Annotated in this window: 8 protein-coding genes; 7 read left to right on the top strand and 1 reads right to left on the bottom strand. The window is 60.4% G+C overall.

The window, feature by feature from the left end:
* Positions 1–10: 10 nt before the first annotated feature.
* Positions 11–3205: a DUF5695 domain-containing protein gene (locus HDF15_RS06815; protein WP_184253973.1), complete on the bottom strand. Its 3195-nt coding sequence runs from the start codon at positions 3203–3205 to the stop codon at positions 11–13.
* A 128-nt stretch (positions 3206–3333) separates the two neighbouring features.
* Here HDF15_RS06815 and HDF15_RS06810 point away from each other — a divergent pair, with 128 nt between their 5' ends.
* From HDF15_RS06810 to HDF15_RS06780, 7 genes are all read left to right on the top strand, one after another.
* Complete coding sequence (locus HDF15_RS06810) at positions 3334–4938, top strand: family 43 glycosylhydrolase (protein ID WP_311733056.1); 1605 nt, start codon at positions 3334–3336, stop codon at positions 4936–4938.
* Positions 4939–5246: 308 nt separating this feature from the next.
* On the top strand, positions 5247–6788 hold the full coding sequence (locus HDF15_RS06805) for an APC family permease (RefSeq protein WP_184253972.1): 1542 nt from the start codon (positions 5247–5249) through the stop codon (positions 6786–6788).
* 140 nt (positions 6789–6928) lie between these two features.
* Complete coding sequence (locus tag HDF15_RS06800) at positions 6929–8518, top strand: ribulokinase (protein ID WP_184253971.1); 1590 nt, start codon at positions 6929–6931, stop codon at positions 8516–8518.
* 28 nt (positions 8519–8546) lie between these two features.
* Positions 8547–9998 (top strand): L-arabinose isomerase, encoded by a 1452-nt coding sequence (gene araA / locus HDF15_RS06795; protein ID WP_184253970.1) that lies wholly within the window; start codon positions 8547–8549, stop codon positions 9996–9998.
* Between the two features lie 30 nt (positions 9999–10028).
* The gene (locus tag HDF15_RS06790; protein WP_184253969.1) at positions 10029–11615 is read left to right on the top strand and encodes an aldehyde dehydrogenase (NADP(+)); all 1587 of its coding nucleotides are present in this window, start codon (positions 10029–10031) and stop codon (positions 11613–11615) included.
* A 601-nt stretch (positions 11616–12216) separates the two neighbouring features.
* Entirely contained in the window at positions 12217–15099 is a 2883-nt protein-coding gene (locus tag HDF15_RS06785) for a beta-L-arabinofuranosidase domain-containing protein (RefSeq protein ID WP_184253968.1), read from the top strand.
* 377 nt (positions 15100–15476) lie between these two features.
* The gene (locus tag HDF15_RS06780; RefSeq protein WP_260330903.1) at positions 15477–16733 is read left to right on the top strand and encodes a GDSL-type esterase/lipase family protein; all 1257 of its coding nucleotides are present in this window, start codon (positions 15477–15479) and stop codon (positions 16731–16733) included.
* The last annotated feature ends 34 nt before the right edge of the window (positions 16734–16767 follow it).

Below are 16767 nucleotides of genomic sequence, written 5' to 3'. Positions count from 1 at the left end.
AAGCAGCGGATTACTTCTCCGCGCGGACGAGTTCGACCGCAACCTGGCTGCCTGCGATTGGAGCCTGAAGTGTCAGAGCGCCCTCCACTGGTGTCTGCGCCGGTTGACGTTTGCCACCAACGATCAGGCTGTATCTACCCGCCGGAAGGCCAGTGAACGCGAGCGCGACAGGATGCGCAGACGTTGCGTGATTTTCGAGCGTGAAGCGCAGATGCGCGAGGTTGTCGTCGTAAGAGATTGTCTTGTCCGCGGCGAAAGCATCGCGGTCGAGAAGCAGATGCATGCGCTGGCCTTTCGTAAGGATGTGAAGGCGCTCACGCAGGCCATCGTGTGGAACGACCTCCGTCAAACCTCTGTGCTGCGCGATCGTGCCACCGTACGCATAGCGTCCAAAGATCGGGTCATCGACGACCACCGTCGCCGCATCACGCAGAGCGCCGCTGAAACCGAGTTCGATCTCACCCGAGTACCACCACGGCCCGCGGCCCATCTCCTTATTGCCCAGCCAGGCGCGTCCCCACGGACGAGGCTCGAAGCCACCACTGGCGCCGCCGTCGTTGTCCTTGCCGGGATACCAGTAGCCGTAGTTCGATTCAGCGGTACCTGAATTGATAAGCGCAAACGAACTGAGGTAAGCGGGATAGCCGAGGCGCAGATATTTTTCCGGATCGGGTGACTGGTAGTAAGCGTAGTCGAGAATGCCCCACCCGCCCATCTGCGACATGTAGCTCAACGTATAGGAGATATTTCCGTTTCCACGATAGTCGCTGCCCATGTCGTAATACGCCGTCTCCAGCCATCCACGGCTTGCAACGTTGAGCGCAAACTGGCCATCGAGAAACTGCTTGGCGTCGTCATACTTTACCTCCCTGGCGAAGGCTGCCTGCCCCGGAAGGGTGGCAGATTGTGGAGCGGCATTCGGCGGCTGGACGCGGGCCATTGCATACTTCGCCATCGCGGCCGTGGACTCGAAACCGGTGGTGTCATAGGGATACTCGGAGCCGTAGAGATACGGATGGTCATTGATAAAGAACTTGACCTTCGTCTCCCACTCGCCGCGAAGGTAGGCGGCCTCTTCATGCTGCCCTTCCTGGTCGAGGGCGTTGATGAGATCGGGAATCACAATCTCGTTGTAGGTGCCGGTATCGTACGGCGACCATTTGATGACCTCCATCGGCACAGTAAAGAAAGCCTTGGCGGTTCCGAAGGCGCGTTCGAGGTAGCCTTTGGAATCGAGGTACTTTGTCGTCTCGGGATACAGCTTCGCGACGCGATACATGTTGTAGTACATGAGCACGACGTGGGGGTAATCGTAGATGCGCCACACGTGCTGCTGGCCCTTCGTGCCGGGATCAGGGCTGTCGCGCAGCACCTTCCAGTTGGGAATTCCATAGATGGCGTAAGGGTATTTCTCCGTCGTGGTCTCCTGCAGGCCGCCCCAGACATATTTGCTGATGTAGTCCTCCACCGCGGAGATCTCTTTCTGCGACGGATAGACGATGTTCTTTTGCGCGATGAAGGCAGACTTCCCCAGCGCGGTGTCGTCCGAAGCGACAGCATACGATTGCAAGCCATCGAGATCATCGGGACTGCGCAGCTTGTGGTCCTTCATGTCCCACTGGGAGAAGAGCCCGTAATACCACTTGCTCGTATCGGTGTGCTGCTCATGCGATACGACAAACGCGGCGCGCTTCTTGAAGAGTGTCTCGATAGGCTCGGTTGCGAAAAACTCCAACGACAGATATTGGCCGCTGCCGTAGTTCACGCGCAGCATGTTTTCACCAAGCTGGCCGAAGTGGACCTTGTAGACGCGAATATCCTTGCCGCGTTCGCCCAGCGCCGTGATCTGCGTCTTCTCCGGATGCTCCGCTTCAATCTTCAGACCCGTGTTGTGAGTGTGCAGGGAGAACTCCGCATCGAGGTCCATCGGAATCGTCATCCCCGGGACGACCGCGACATCGAACAGCTTCTCCTGGTACAGCACCTCGCGGACGCCGTCGTAGTCCGGCGCCCAGCGAAAGCGGAAGCTGTACGTCTTGCTGTCTCCAGCCTTGCCCTTCGGTGCGAGGACGAGATGCGTCACAGACAATCGCCAGTTGCCACCCTTCGCCTTCAGGTCAGCCATACTCGCGGAGGCGTGGATATAGGCGTTGTAGATTCGGGTTGCGGGCACTTCCTCGAAGTACTCAAGAGCGGTGCCGGACGACGGCGTCATCACGAGATACGGGCCTTCCGCATTGGTGCGCATCCAGTAGATGTACGAACCATCACCTGCAATCGACCCATGCTGAATCACTCGCTTCGTGTAGGTCTCCGTCTTGTCTCCGACATAATGACGGTTCATCGGAAGCCCAATCGAGAGATCGCCAACCTCAACAGCGTGGCTCGTCGGGTTGCGCACGGTGATGCTCCACACCAGTGCATCTCCCACCCGCTCAAAGGTCTCCGAGGCCTGAAGATCATCCACCGGCACAACGATCCGCGTAGGCTCGCCATTCAATCGCCACTGCAGGATACCCGCCGTAGCATCCGCTGCAAGCTGCACCTCGACGCGAATACTCGTCGTGCTCACCGGCTGAAACGTAGTCTGGTTGAACGTGTCGACAGCGATTGGCGATTGCTTCGCCTGCGAGACCTCTTTCCAATCATCACCGACCTTGTAGAGCACCTTCCACGACACGGGAAGCTTCGTATTCATACGCCGTCCCGCATCGGCAGCCCAGAAGACCTCTGCGGAGTACACCGGCTCCGGCTGATCGAAGTCGTACTCGACCCACTCCGTCGTTCCCTTCTTCTCCGCCCACGTAAAACGTGCCGCGCCGAGATCGTGCGAGGTCGAAGGCTCAAACGCGGCACTGAGCACACGCGCACCGGGGCCACGCACCGAAGCGGCGACATGCGCTCCACCGGCCAGCGTCGGCTGCAACCGGCTGATGGTGTAAGGTCCGGTATTTCCCTGACGGCTCGCCGCGGAGACTTCGCTCCATGCGTCCGTGCCCTCCGCGCGATAGCGAATGGAGACATCGCCCAGCGCGTGGCCCGACTGGATATAGTCGGTGGCATATTTGTCCTGCACCTTCTGCAGACTGGAGATCCCATCCGCCGTGAACTTCAACTGGAACGGAGAGGCTGAAGGCGACTGTCCGAGGGCACAAAGGGGAACCGCCAGGAACGCGCACAGCCGAAAGAAACAAGTCCTGCTCATCTGCCATCTCCTGGATTATCTGGATGTGGATATCGGGGTGCTATATCGACCTTAATGTATACAATAAAGTATAAATATTTGTGAACAGCCGAAGGCTCAGACTCGATTGTGAGGACCTTTTGAAGAGCGTGACTCCCTTTATCCGCCGTATCGCCGGCGTTGCTTTTCTCGCGACCTCGACCGTGGCCAGGGCCCAGATTCCGCAGCCGACGATCATCCACAGCGCGGGAAACCCGATCCTCTCCGATGGCTCTTACTACTCCGCCGATCCCGCGCCGATCGTGGTCGGAGACACGCTGTATATCCTGGCGGGACGAGATGAAGCTCCCCCTAACGTCAATAACTTCGTCATGAACGAGTGGCAGCTCTTCGCAACCAAAAAGGTCGCCTCGAAGACCTGGCTGCACTACCCCGCGATCCTTCGACCGGAGACCGTCTTTGCCTGGTCCAAACCCGGCCATGCCTACGCCGGACAGATCATCCAGGGCCCCGACAAGCGCTTCTATCTCTACGCCCCCGTCCAGGAAGGAAAGCGCGAGCACGCCGACCCCTTCGTCATCGGCGTCGCCGTCTCCGATAGCGTGCTCGGCCCCTGGAAAGATGCGCATCCTAGCGGCCCGATCGTCTCGCAGTCCGTGCCCGAGCCCAACAAGATACAGAACATCGACCCAACCGTGTGGGTCGATACCGATGGCCGCGTCTATCTCTACTGGGGCACGTTCGGCCGTCTCCGCGGCATGGAGCTCGAGAAGGATATGGTGACGCCGAAGGGCAAGGAGATCACCGTCGACACGCTCACCGGGTTCTTCGAAGCCGCCTGGCTCTTCCGTCGCAAGGACACGTACTACATGGTCTACGCCGACAACAAGGCCGGCCCAAATTCGCCCTGCACGCCCGCGAATTATCACGCCTGCATCGCCTACGGCACCGCGCCAACCCCGCTCGGGCCGTGGACTTACCAGGGTGTCATCCTCGATCCCGTCTCTTCCACGACCTCGCATCCGGGTGTCATCGAGTTCAAGAAAAAGTGGTACCTCATCTATCACACGGCCGACGCCAAGGGTGGCGGCCACTTCCGGCGCAGCGTGGCGATCGACACGGTGAAGTGGGACGACAGCGTCTCACCGGCGCGCATGTTGAAGGTGCAGCAGACGCACGAGCCGCAGCCTCCCGCTGCGCCCGGCCGCAATCTTGCTTCTGCCGCGCTGGTCTCCGCCTCCAACGAACCCATCCCGGTCCAGTACTGGATCAGGGCGCTCAACGACGGCATCGTCCGCCCGAACCCCTTGCCCCCGGATATGTGGGGCAGTTGGACTCCGCACAATCCCCCCAGCCAGTGGATTCAATATGAGTGGGCCAAGCCTGTCACCCTCGACGGTTCGCGGATTCAGTTCTGGAGTGACCACCGTGCAGGCGCCAACATGGGCGTTGCACCGCCGGCTGCGTGGCATCTCGAGTATCGCAGTGGAGACGGCTGGCATCCCGTGTCCAATGCGAGCGGCTATCCAACGACCGTCGGCGAGTTCGTCGACGTGAAGTTCGATCCCGTCACCACGCGCTGCCTTCGCGCCGTGTTCGATGCCTCGGGTGACAGCCAGCAATACGCCGCAGTCGCCGTTCAGGAGTGGGAGACGCTCGGACCCAAGGTGGTTTCCCCAACCTCGCTGCCGAAGCCGCCGTCCGCCAGCGACCCCAACTCAGGCTGTTCCGCGGCTCCGGCAGGCCACCCATAGCTTTTGGGTTGACAACAATGGCTCGCTCGCGCGATGTTCTATGTACTCGAAATTGTATCCATGAATTGCACAACTACCGAAGCTACCGCTAACAGAAAGATGAACCTTGGACATGGAACTCACACATAGGCTCTTTCTTGGGGGCGCAGCCGCAATGAGCACCACAACTCTCCTGCGCGCGAATGCGGAAACGTTTTCTTATGATGCCTCCGCATCGTTTAGCCTCGTAGCGAACAGCACACTCACGCTCCGGCGGGTTCCTGGCATGGGCCCGCTCGCTGCGTCTCTCACTCAAAAGGCATAAGCGCATGCAGCAGATCGATACAGACTTGCAGCTCATTCATGACGGGGAGACCGGCACATCCCCTACCGAGTTTCGCAAGGCGCTGGGTCTCTTCGACTCCGTCATGATCGTTGCCGGCATCATGGTCGGCTCCGGCATCTTCATCGTCAGCGCAGAGATCTCCCGGCAGGTCGGCTCGGCCGGATGGCTTCTCGTCGCCTGGGTCATCACCGGCATCCTCACCGTCTTCGGCGCGCTCAGCTACGGAGAGCTCGCCGCGATGATGCCCACCGCCGGCGGCATGTATGTCTATCTCCGCGAAGCCTTCTCGCCGCTGCTCGGCTTCCTATACGGCTGGACGCTTCTCACTGTCATCCAGACCGGCTCTATCGCCGCTGTCGCCATTGCCTTCGCCCGCTTCAGCGGCGTCATGTTCCCCTCGATCAGCGAGACTCACTACTTCATCGCGCCCGTCCGCGTCCTTCCCGGCTATGCGTTCTCGCTCTCCTCCGCCCAGGCGGTCGCACTCGCCGTCATCCTGATCACCTGCTTCATCAACACGCGCGGCGTCACCTGGGGCAAGTTGGTCCAGAACATCTTCACGGTTGCGAAGCTGGCGGGCATGGTCGTGCTTCTCGGCCTGGGCGCCTATGCGTTCGTGCGCAACCCGTCGGTCTTCCACCTGAACTTTGCTGACGCCTGGCACCCCAGGCACATCTCCCTCATCCATACGATCGACGCCACCACCGGCTTCGGTCTTCTCGTCGCGCTCTGCGTCTCGCAGACCGGCTCCTTGTTCTCCGCGGACTCCTGGCACGACATCACGTTCGTTGCCGGCGAGGTGCGCAACCCCAAGCGCAATCTGCCGCTGGCGCTCGGACTCGGCACCTCAATGGTGATCGCGCTCTACCTGCTCTGCAATCTCTGCTACCTCGCCGTGCTGCCCATCAGTGCCATCCAGACGGCTCCCGGCGACCGCGTTGCAACCCTGGTCGTCGATACCGTGCTGCCCGGCATCGGCAAGCTGGCCATGGGCTGCCTCATCATGGTCTCTACCTTCGGCACCGTAAATGCGCTAACCCTCGCTGGGGGACGTGCCTGTTACGCGATGGCGCAGGATGGTCTCTTCTTCCGCCGCGCTGGCAAGCTCAATGAGGCCCGCGTCCCCGGTTGGGCGCTGGCGATCCAATGCTTCTGGGCGCTGCTGCTGGTTCTTCCGCGCACTTACGATGCCGCCACCCAGACCTACGGCAATCTCTACAGCAATCTTCTCGACTACGTAATCTCCGCCGCGCTCATCTTCTACATCCTCACGGTGATCGGCCTGTTCCGCCTGCGGTCCACACGGCCCGATGCGCCCAGGCCCTATCGCTGCTGGGGTTATCCCTGGTTACCGGCGCTCTACATCGCCGGCTCCTCCGTCGTTCTGGTCACACTCTTCATTTATCGGACATCGACTACCTGGCCCGGCCTGCTCATCGTCCTGAGCGGAGTTCCTGTGTACCTGTTCTTACGCAAAGGCAAATTGCAGGCAGACCTGGTGGCAGCGCAGAACACCTCTGGATAACGCTTCAAGCCACGCTCATACCCAAGCCCAAGGAAACAAGGGAAAACACTTTCTCAAAGTCGCGACTCTTGCGGAATACCCACTCTCAACGAGCCAGCTGGCTCCAACATGTTTGTTCTGAAGCAAAGGAAACCGGATCCATGGCCATCGTCGCCGGAGTAGATTTTGGAACGCTCAGCGTGCGAGTCACCTTGCTCGACAGCGAACGGGGACGGCTCGGAACGTCTTCCGCAAGCTACCCTCTGCATCGCCGCAGAGAAGATCCGGACTTCGCCACCCAGTCTCACCGCGACCAGATGCAGGCCCTGGCCGCAGCCACGCGACAGGTGCTGGCCGAAACAGGGGTCGCCGGCGCGAACGTCGTAGGCCTCGCCCTGGACACGACCGGATCGAGCGTCATTCCCGTCGATGCCCAACTCCAACCGCTCGATGAGTACATGCTCTGGTGCGATCACCGTGCTCACAAAGAAGCCCAGCTCATCACCGAGATGGCGCACGCCCAGAATCTCGAAGCCATTGCATGGTGCGGCGGCGTTTACTCGCACGAGTGGGGCTTCGCCAAGCTGCTCTACTGGCTTCGCAACAATCCCGGCAAGCGCGCGTATTTCGCCACCGCCCTGGAGCACTGCGACATGGTCGCCGCCACGCTGATCGGCATCACCGATCCGGCCGAAGTGCCGCGCAGCATCTGCGCCATGGGACACAAGTGGATGTGGAACCCGCGCTGGGGCGGTCTGCCTCCGCAGACATTCCTCTCCAGCCTCGATCCTCTGTTCGACGGCATCCGCGAAAAGCTTCAGGGCAGATACGCAACATCGGACTCCATCGCCGGCACCCTCAGCAAACACTGGGCCGAGCAGATGGGGCTTCGCCCCGGCATTCCCATTCCAGTCGGAGCCTTCGACGCGCATTGGGATGCGATCGGCGCGGGCTGCAAGGAAGGCGATGTCGTCAACGTCGTCGGCACGTCGACGTGCATCATCGCGATGGCCTCGCATACCAACCTGATTCCCGGCGTGTGCGGCGTGGTGCCAGGCAGCGTGCATCCAGCCTTCACGGGAATCGAAGCAGGTCTCTCCGCTACGGGTGACATCTTCGAAGCCATCGCCCGCCGCGCAGGCACCGATGTCCGCACTCTTTCGCAGGGCCTCGAAGAATATGCCGCCGCACAGACAGGGCTGCTGCGCCTGAGCTGGGATAACGGGGACCGCACCGTGCTGGTCAACTCGGAACTCGGCGGGATGACTCTCGGCTGGAACCTGCTGCACTCTGCGCAGGACGAACTCTTCGCCGCCATCGAAGGCACCGCCTTCCACACGCGCATCATCCTCGAGCGCATGGCCGAGCACGGCGTTGCCGTCGAGCGCGTGATCAATGCGGGCGGCATTCCGCAGAACAACAGCGTCCTGAACCAGGTGTACGCCAACGTGCTCGGAAAGCCCGTGCTGGTGCCGGATGGAATCCCCACCAGCCTGGGCTCGGGAATCGTCGCCATGGTGGCATCGGGAATCTATCCGTCCATCGAGACCGCGCAAAAAGCGTTATGTCTTCCCTTCAAAACCTATCGACCGCAGCCCGAAGCCGTTGCGCGTTACGACGAACTCTTTACTCACTATCGCCATCTGTACTTCGCCTTCGGGGAAAAGAAAGCCACTCCCGCATCGTTCGGGGAGGTTCTTCCAACCCTTCGCAGGATCGCCACTGAGGCACGCACGTCCTCCGCCACCTAAAACTTGTTCGATTGAAAGGAAGTTCAAGATGAATCTCAGCCATCTCGAAGTCTGGTTCGTTACAGGAAGCCAGCATCTTTACGGAGCCGAAGCGCTCGCGAAGGTTGCGGAAAACTCGCAGAAGATCGCCGCTTCTCTCAATGCCGAAAGCGCCATCCCGGTCACCATCGTCTTCAAGCCGGTGATGACCACGAGCGACCAGATTCGCGAGCTCTGCCGTGAAGCCAACAACGCCAAAAACTGCATCAGCCTCGTGCTCTGGATGCACACGTTCTCCCCGGCAAAGATGTGGATTGCCGGGCTCAAGTCGCTGGCCAAGCCGTTCCTGCATCTGCACACGCAGTTCAATCGCGAGCTTCCCTGGGCCACGATCGACATGGACTTCATGAACCTGAACCAGGCCGCGCACGGCGACCGCGAGTTCGGCTTCATCACCGCCCGTCTGCGACTGCCGCGCAAAGTCGTGGTCGGCTTCTGGCAGGACGCGGGTACCGTGTCGGAGATCGCCGCGTGGACCCGCGCCGCGGCAGGCTGGAACGAATCGCAGACCCTCAAGGTCGCACGCTTCGGCGACAACATGCGTGACGTCGCCGTCACCGATGGCAACAAAGTCTCCGCGGAGATGCAGCTGGGTTACAGCGTGAACGGATACGGCGTCGGCGATCTCGTCGAACGCATGAATCAGTTCAGCGACGCCGAGGTCGACAAGCTCGTCGCCGAATATCACGAGGCCTACACCATCACCAAGGCCCACGATCGCCCTGATTCCCTGCGCAACGCCGCGAAGATCGAGCTCGGCCTGCGGGCGTTCCTCGAAGAAGGCGGCTTCGGCGCCTTTACCGACACCTTCCAGGACCTCCACGGCATGGATCAGCTTCCCGGTATCGCAGCCCAGCGCCTTATGGCAGACGGCTACGGCTTTGCGGGAGAAGGCGACTGGAAGACAGCCGCCCTGGTACGCACGATGAAGGTGATGGCTCTCGGCATGCAGGGCGGAACCTCCTTCATGGAGGACTACACCTACGACTTCAGCGGAACGCCGAAGGTCCTCGGCTCGCACATGCTGGAGATCTGCCCTTCTATCGCTGCGGGCAAGCCGTCGCTCGAGGTCCATCCACTCGGCATCGGCGGCAAGGCTGATCCTGCGCGTCTCGTCTTCACAGCACCCAGCGGGCCTGCTGTCGTAGCGACTCTCGTCGAGATGAGCGAAGGCTTCCGATTAATCGTTAATGAGGTCGATGTCGTCCCACCAGAAGAGGTGTTGCCGAAGCTCCCTGTTGCACGCGCAGTATGGCTGCCGAAGCCAAGCCTCAAGGTAGCCGCCGCTGCCTGGATCTATGCTGGAGGGGCGCATCACACCGGCTTCAGCCAGGCGCTTACGACGGAGCACCTTGAAGACTTTGCGGAGATCGCCGGTATCGAGTTGATCGTCATTGACGCGGACACGCGCCTGCGCGAACTGCGCCGGCAGCTTCGCTAACAGATATTCATAGAAGTTCAGGAGTTACAGATGCAGTTGACTGGTGAAATGTTGATCGGCGCGCACGCCGTTCCCGGAATGGTAGGCAAGCTTCGTGCAATAAACCCCTCGACGGGCGCAGAGATGGAGCCCGCCTTCAGTGGCGGCTCCGCCGGCGATGTCGACGCAGCCTGCACCCTGGCTGCCGCGGCCTTTGATACGTACCGGGCCACAAGCCTGAAGCAGCGCGCACAGTTTCTGGAAGCCATTGCGCAAGGCATCGTCGATCTCGGCGATGTGCTCGTCGAGCGCGTGATGGCTGAGTCGGGTCTTCCGCGGCCTCGTGTCGAAGGAGAACGCGCCCGCACCGCTGGACAGCTTCGGCTCTTTGCTTCGCTGGCGCGCGAGGGCCGCTTTCTGAGCGCGACACTCGACACGCCTCTTCCCGAGCGCAAGCCACTCCCACGCGCCGATCTGCGCGCCCAGAAGATTCCCCTGGGCCCAGTCGCTGTCTTTGGCGCCAGCAACTTCCCGCTCGCGTTCTCGGTTGCCGGAGGAGATACGGCTTCCGCACTGGCCGCAGGTTGTCCCGTCGTCGCCAAGGCCCATCCTTCTCATCTTGGAACCTCCGAACTTGTCGGCCGTGTCATTCAAAAGGCCGCAGCCGACAGCGGACTTCCCGAAGGCGTCTTCTCTCTCCTCATTGACAGCGGCAACAACGAAGTAGGAACGGCGCTCGTGCAACATCCAGCGATCCAGGCTGTCGGCTTCACCGGCTCGCGGCGCGTCGGGCGCATTCTCGTCGCACTGGCCGCCAGCCGCGAAGTCCCCATCCCTGTCTATGCCGAGATGAGCAGCATCAACCCGGTCTTTCTTCTACCCGGCGCTCTCACGCAGCGCGCGGAGACCATCGCGCAGGGCTTCATCGACTCCCTCACGATGGGCACCGGTCAGTTCTGCACCAAACCCGGTATCGTCATCGGTCTCGCGGGCCCGGACTTCGACCGCTTCCGAACAGCCGCGCAATCCTCCATCGAGGCCAAGGCCGCGACCACCATGCTCAACACGGGCATTCATCGTGCCTACTGCCACGGCACCGACGAGTGGTCGAAAGACAGCGGCCTGCAGGCTCTTTCCAGCGGCGCTGCGCCCGCGCCAGAGGCAACCGCGGGCCAGCCAAAGCTCTTCAGCACGAAGGCGAACTACTTTCTTCAGTCTCCGCACCTTCTCGAAGAGGTCTTCGGACCTGCGGGCCTGCTGATCGAATGCAGCAGCACGGATGAGTTGGTGGCCGTTGCAAACCACCTGAACGGGCAGCTCACGGCGACGCTTCATCTCGAAGCAGCCGATACGGCTCTCGCACGGACGCTGGTGCCGATCCTCGAACGCAAGGCCGGCCGCATTCTCGTCAATGGCTTCCCGACCGGAGTCGAGGTCAGCTATGCGATGGTGCACGGCGGCCCCTCTCCCGCGACCTCCGATAGCCGCGTTACCTCTGTTGGGGCGATGGCAATCGAACGATTCCTGCGTCCTGTCTGCTATCAGGATTTTCCGGCGTCCCTGCTGCCCGAGTCACTTCAGGATACCAATCCCCTGCAGGTCTGGCGTCTTGTGGACGGAAAGCTGCAGCAGCCGTAAGGGTGCCACTCAACGGCCATTCGAATTGAAGATTGAGCCGTGCAAACAGCTTCTTGAGGCAAGATCCGGAAGGGCCCGGCTTCAGCCGGGCCGAAGAAGTTGCGCGCAATTTCCTTCCTCTCTGCCGAAGGCTGGAGCGAAGGCGTAGCCGGAGCGACTGAATTGCTTTCCTCGGTGCGGCCAAGACCATACAAGGTTCACCAAGCTGTATTCGTGGCTGGGGCGGCTTGTTTCGCCCACTGCAAAAGAAGGCAATTCAGTCGTTGCGCCCTGCGGGCTTCACTTCAGCCTTCGGCAGAGAGGTGTAGGGCTTTGGCCTGCTATTTGTGGCATGGCTGAAGCCATGCCCTTCCGATTCTTGCCACAGCAAAACGTTTGCACGGTGCAAGCGAGAGACCCTGCCCTTCCGGTATGTGTTTCAACGAACTGTTTGCAACCCTTCGACTCCAGAGCCAAAGAATTTTGGCAATAGGTCACAGGGAAACCTGGACACTTTCCTCTCAGCCGATGTAGGATTGTTCACAGTTTCGTATACGTTGTCGCATACAAAGAAAACGTATACTCAAAAGCCTGCGGCAGATTCGAAGGAGCACCTCTCAATATGTCTAGCAAACTCTCCAACAGTTTGATGAATCGCCCGACGGCCCAAGAGGCCGTTGCCCTCCCCGAAACCGCAGGGTCCGACAGCCTTCTGAACAGACGAAACTTCCTCGCCGGTGTGGCGGGAACCGCGCTGCTAACCGCAGTGCATCCGTCGAAAGCCCTGGCGCAGGACAGCACCTCCCTCAATCTCGCAAAGGTCGCCACGCCTTCCAGCCTCTATATCTCAGGCGACACCAGGCTCACCGCATTGAACGACGGCAACACCCCCGCCAATTCGCGCGATCAGGTTCATGGCTCCTACGGCAACTGGCCCAGGACAGATACCCAATGGGTGCAGTACGACTGGAGCAAGCCCGTCACCACGAACAAGGTCGACGTTTACTGGTGGATGGATCGCGGCGGGGTAGGCGCACCGAAGTCCTACCGGATTCTCTACTGGAACGGAACCGACTTCGTTCCGGTGGCAAACGCCCAGGGACTAGGCGTTGCCGCAGACACCTTCAACACCACCACCTTCGATGAAGTAGAGACAGACAAGCTGCGCCTTGAGATCGCCTCGGACGGCACGCACTCCACCGGCATCCTCGAGTGGCAGGTGCTTAGCTCGGGTCCTGTTCCCGACTTTCCACCAACCGTGAACGCCGGCATCGACCGGACGGTCGTTCTCGGCGGAGAGACGTACCTCATGGGCACAGCAGACTGGCTCAAGCCGGCGCGGAGCAACAGCGCTCGCTGGTCCAAGGAAGCCGGTCCCGGGCATGTGCTCTTTGCGGACGCTGCTGCGCCCAACACCAGTGCGGCCTTCTCCGCGCCGGGCGACTACGTCCTCAAGCTGACCGCCAACGGCAACCAGGAGCAGGTCAACTCCACGCTCAAAGTACGCGCGGAGGTTGCGCCACCCAAGGATCGGCTCGATGTCGTCTACACCAAGAAGTATGCGATCGATAGCCCGCTGTGGAATGCGCGTGCCAAGACACTGATCGTCAGCTGGATCCCCCATTGCATCGAGTATTGCGAACGCACCGACCTCACGCAGGGACAGGGCGGCATCGACAACTTCATCGAAGCGGGCAAGGCTGTTCGCGGCGAACCGCACGCTCGCCATAAGGGCTACGTCTTCGCCAATGCGTGGGTCCACCAGACGGTGGAATCCATGTGCATCGCGCAGATGGTCGATCCGCAGGGCGATCCCGAGATCATTGCGGCCCAGGCCAGGATGAAGGAGACGCTGGAGCGCTGGATTCCCATCATCCTCGCCGCACGCGAACCCGACGGCTATCTGCAAACCGCTTACACGCTGGCGGACCGCAGCCGCTGGCCGGAACGCTGGTCGCCCGCTCAACGTGGCAACCATGAAGGCTACGTCTCCGGTTACTTCATCGAATCCGCGATCAACCACTACACGCTGACCGATGGACAGGACTTGCGCCTCTATGACGCTGCCAAGAAACTCGCCGACTGCTGGGTGGCGAACCTCGGCCCCGGAAAGAAAGCCTGGTTCGACGGTCACCAGGAGATGGAGCAGGCGCTCGTTCGCTTCGGTCGCTTCGTCAACGATATGGAAGGTAATGGCCGCGGAGACTCGTACATCAAGCTCGCCAAGTTCCTTCTCGACTCCCGCCGCGGTGGACAGGAGTACGACCAGAGCCATCTGCCTCCGGGCCAGCAGTACGAGGCCGTAGGCCACGCCGTGCGCGCCACCTACTTCTACTCCGGCATGGCGGACATCGCGGCTGAGACCGGTGACAAGGACTACCAGAGTGCAGTGATCTCGCTCTGGGACAACATGGTCAACCGGAAGTACTATCTGACCGGCGGTATCGGCAGCGGTGAAACCTCCGAAGGGTTCGGCCCGAACTATTCGCTCCGTAACGAAGCCTACTGCGAGTCCTGCTCCAGCTGCGGTCTCATCTTCTTCCAGTACAAGCTCAACCTCGCCTATCACGACGCCCGCTTTGCCGACCTCTACGAGCAAACGATGTACAACGCTCTGCTGGGCGGCGTGGATCTGGCAGGCAAGAACTTTGCCTACACCAATCCGCTCACCAATACCCTGCGCACCCCCTGGCATGTTTGCCCGTGCTGCGTCGGCAACATTCCCCGCACACTGCTCATGATGCCGACCTGGAGCTACGTGAAGGGCAATAAGGGTCTCTACGTAAACATGTTCGTAGGCAGCCGGATCAACGTCGGCAAGGTAGCGGGCACGAACGTGGAGATGGTGCAGAAGACCAACTATCCCTGGAGCGGCAAAGTAGGCATCACGGTCAATCCAGAGGAAGCCAGGACCTTCTCGGTGTACGTGCGCATCCCTGACCGCAACACCAGCGAGCTCTACACGGAGACGCCGGCGGTCAGCGGGATGAAGAGCTTCTCCGTCAACGATCGCGAGGTAAAGCCGCGTATCGAAAAGGGCTATGCCGTCGTCACGCGTGAATGGAAGGCCGGCGACCGCATCGATCTGGAGCTGCCGATGGAACCGCAGCGCGTCAAAGCAGACAGCCGCATCAAGGCCGACGTCGATCTGGTTGCGCTGAAGTACGGCCCCCTCGTCTACAACGTGGAGACCGCAGACCAGCACAATCTCGATCAAGCCCTGAGCGATGCGCCACTCAAGATGGAATGGAGGCCCGACCTGCTTGGCGGCGTGATGGCGATGAGCGGCAAGTGGCAGGACGGCACGCCCATGCTGGCCGTTCCGAACTATGCGCGCATGAATCGCATCGAAGTCCCCAAAGAGCAGACGGCGGAAGATCCCTCCGTCAACTACGCACCGGGTTCAACGACGAACGCTGCGGCAAATCCCGCAGCGGCTGCGAATCAGCGCCGTATCCGCATGAGGACGGTTCAATCCAAGGTCTGGATGAAGAACCAGGTCTAGAGGCGGGTACCAATTCGATCTAAAACCGAACACCAGGGTTCGGTACAGCGTCTCTGCCGCCAGAGTACGACAGCGAAGACTATAGGAACAGCGTGGATATCAGGCAAAAGCCCAGCCTATTCCATTGAGCTTTTTACCGGCAAAGGAGACACCCAGTGGGCTGGAAGTGCACAGCTATGCTGAATTTAAGCGACACATTACTCCATGACAGCGCAACTTTATACTGAACTACGCGTTCTACAAGTATGTTCACCAAGCCGCGAAAAGGCTTTTTTGAGAAGGTTTTGTGTGTTTCTGCTGTTGGCCTTGCAGCATTCTTGCCCTTGCTGACTGGCTGTTCGCATTCTTTGCAGCAGACCACACCCACAGAAACTGCTTTGCCGAAGCAGTGGGTCGTCGGTTGGGGCGCATCTCCAGAGGACGCGACAGAATCGATCGGAAACCCTGGCGGATCCGACCAGACTTTCCGCTTTATCATCCTTCCCACGATCGATGGCACCGAAGAGCGTATTCACTTCTCGAACCTTCTGAGTAAACAGCCCGTGACGATCGGAGCCGCACGGCTGGCTGCCGCTGTAGGTGTAGGTCCCTCCATCGACACCACTCGTGACGCAGCACTCACCTTCAATGGCAGCACATCCGTGACACTGGCCGTTGGACAGGAGGTTGTTTCGGACCCCGTGAAGATCACCTACACCTATGGAGAGAAGCTGGCTGTTAGCGCCTACGTCAAGGGGGTCTTCCCCCCCTTGACCGAGCACAGCGCCGAGGTCCAGAACAACTTTGCATCAGCCGCAAGCGGCGGCGACATCACAACCGATGCGAGCGGTGCTGCCTATATCAACAACAGCATTGCCTGGTGGTTCATGCTGACCGGAATGGACGTGTACGGCTCCTATCAGGGAACGGTGGCTATCTTCGGAAGCTCATCGGTCGATGGCCACAATTCGAACTATGGCAATACGAATAGCTATCCAACCTATAACCTCCCTGTCGCCGGACAGGACAACGATCGTCCTTCCGACTGGCTGGCCAGGCAGCTTCTTGCCGCAGGTTACCGAATGGGAGTGCTAAACGCAGGCGCGATCGGTGACCCAGCCGGGGAAGATGCATCGACCGCCGCTGGAGTTGCCATCGCTGGGATCGACCGCATGCAGCGGGACGTGCTGCAACAAGCTGGCATCAAGACCGTTGTCATCTATTTTGGAGGAATAGATCTTCGCTCCGATTGTGTCTCGGCCACGAACGTAGAAGCTTCGCTCTCCAACATGGTCCAGCAGGCTAACACAGCTGGCGTCCGCGTGATCCTCGCCACTCTACCGCCCTCGGAATACTGCGTGAGCGAAGCCGGATATGTGCCAACATCTGCCGATCCGTATCTTGGGGATCTCAATCCTGGGCCTGAGAACTCCGGTTCTACGCAACGCCGCACTCTTAATACGTGGATCCGTACCATCGGCCCAACCTTGCCTGGAGTCATCTCCATCGCAGACTTTGACCAAGTGCTCGCCGACCCGGCACATCCCGACTTCTTGATACCCAGTTACGTCTCCGGAGATAACTTTCACCCGAATGGCAACGCCTACGGTATCCAGTCCTCGGCCATTCCTCTCAGCTCCATCCTGCCGCAGTAACGAAGGTGTATCGCTTGAATGCTCGCTCTCCGGT

The organism is Granulicella mallensis (assembly GCF_014203225.1).
Lineage (GTDB): Bacteria > Acidobacteriota > Terriglobia > Terriglobales > Acidobacteriaceae > Granulicella > Granulicella mallensis_A.
This window is presented reverse-complemented; position numbering and strand designations above follow the sequence as displayed.

Coding starts and splice junctions, on each gene's coding strand:
- HDF15_RS06800 (WP_184253971.1), top strand. CDS start 6,929: ATGGCCATCGTCGCCGGAGTAGATTTTGGAACGCTCAGCGTGCGAGTC.
- HDF15_RS06790 (WP_184253969.1), top strand. CDS start 10,029: ATGCAGTTGACTGGTGAAATGTTGATCGGCGCGCACGCCGTTCCCGGA.
- HDF15_RS06785 (WP_184253968.1), top strand. CDS start 12,217: ATGTCTAGCAAACTCTCCAACAGTTTGATGAATCGCCCGACGGCCCAA.
- HDF15_RS06805 (WP_184253972.1), top strand. CDS start 5,247: ATGCAGCAGATCGATACAGACTTGCAGCTCATTCATGACGGGGAGACC.
- araA (WP_184253970.1), top strand. CDS start 8,547: ATGAATCTCAGCCATCTCGAAGTCTGGTTCGTTACAGGAAGCCAGCAT.
- HDF15_RS06815 (WP_184253973.1), bottom strand. CDS start 3,205: ATGAGCAGGACTTGTTTCTTTCGGCTGTGCGCGTTCCTGGCGGTTCCC.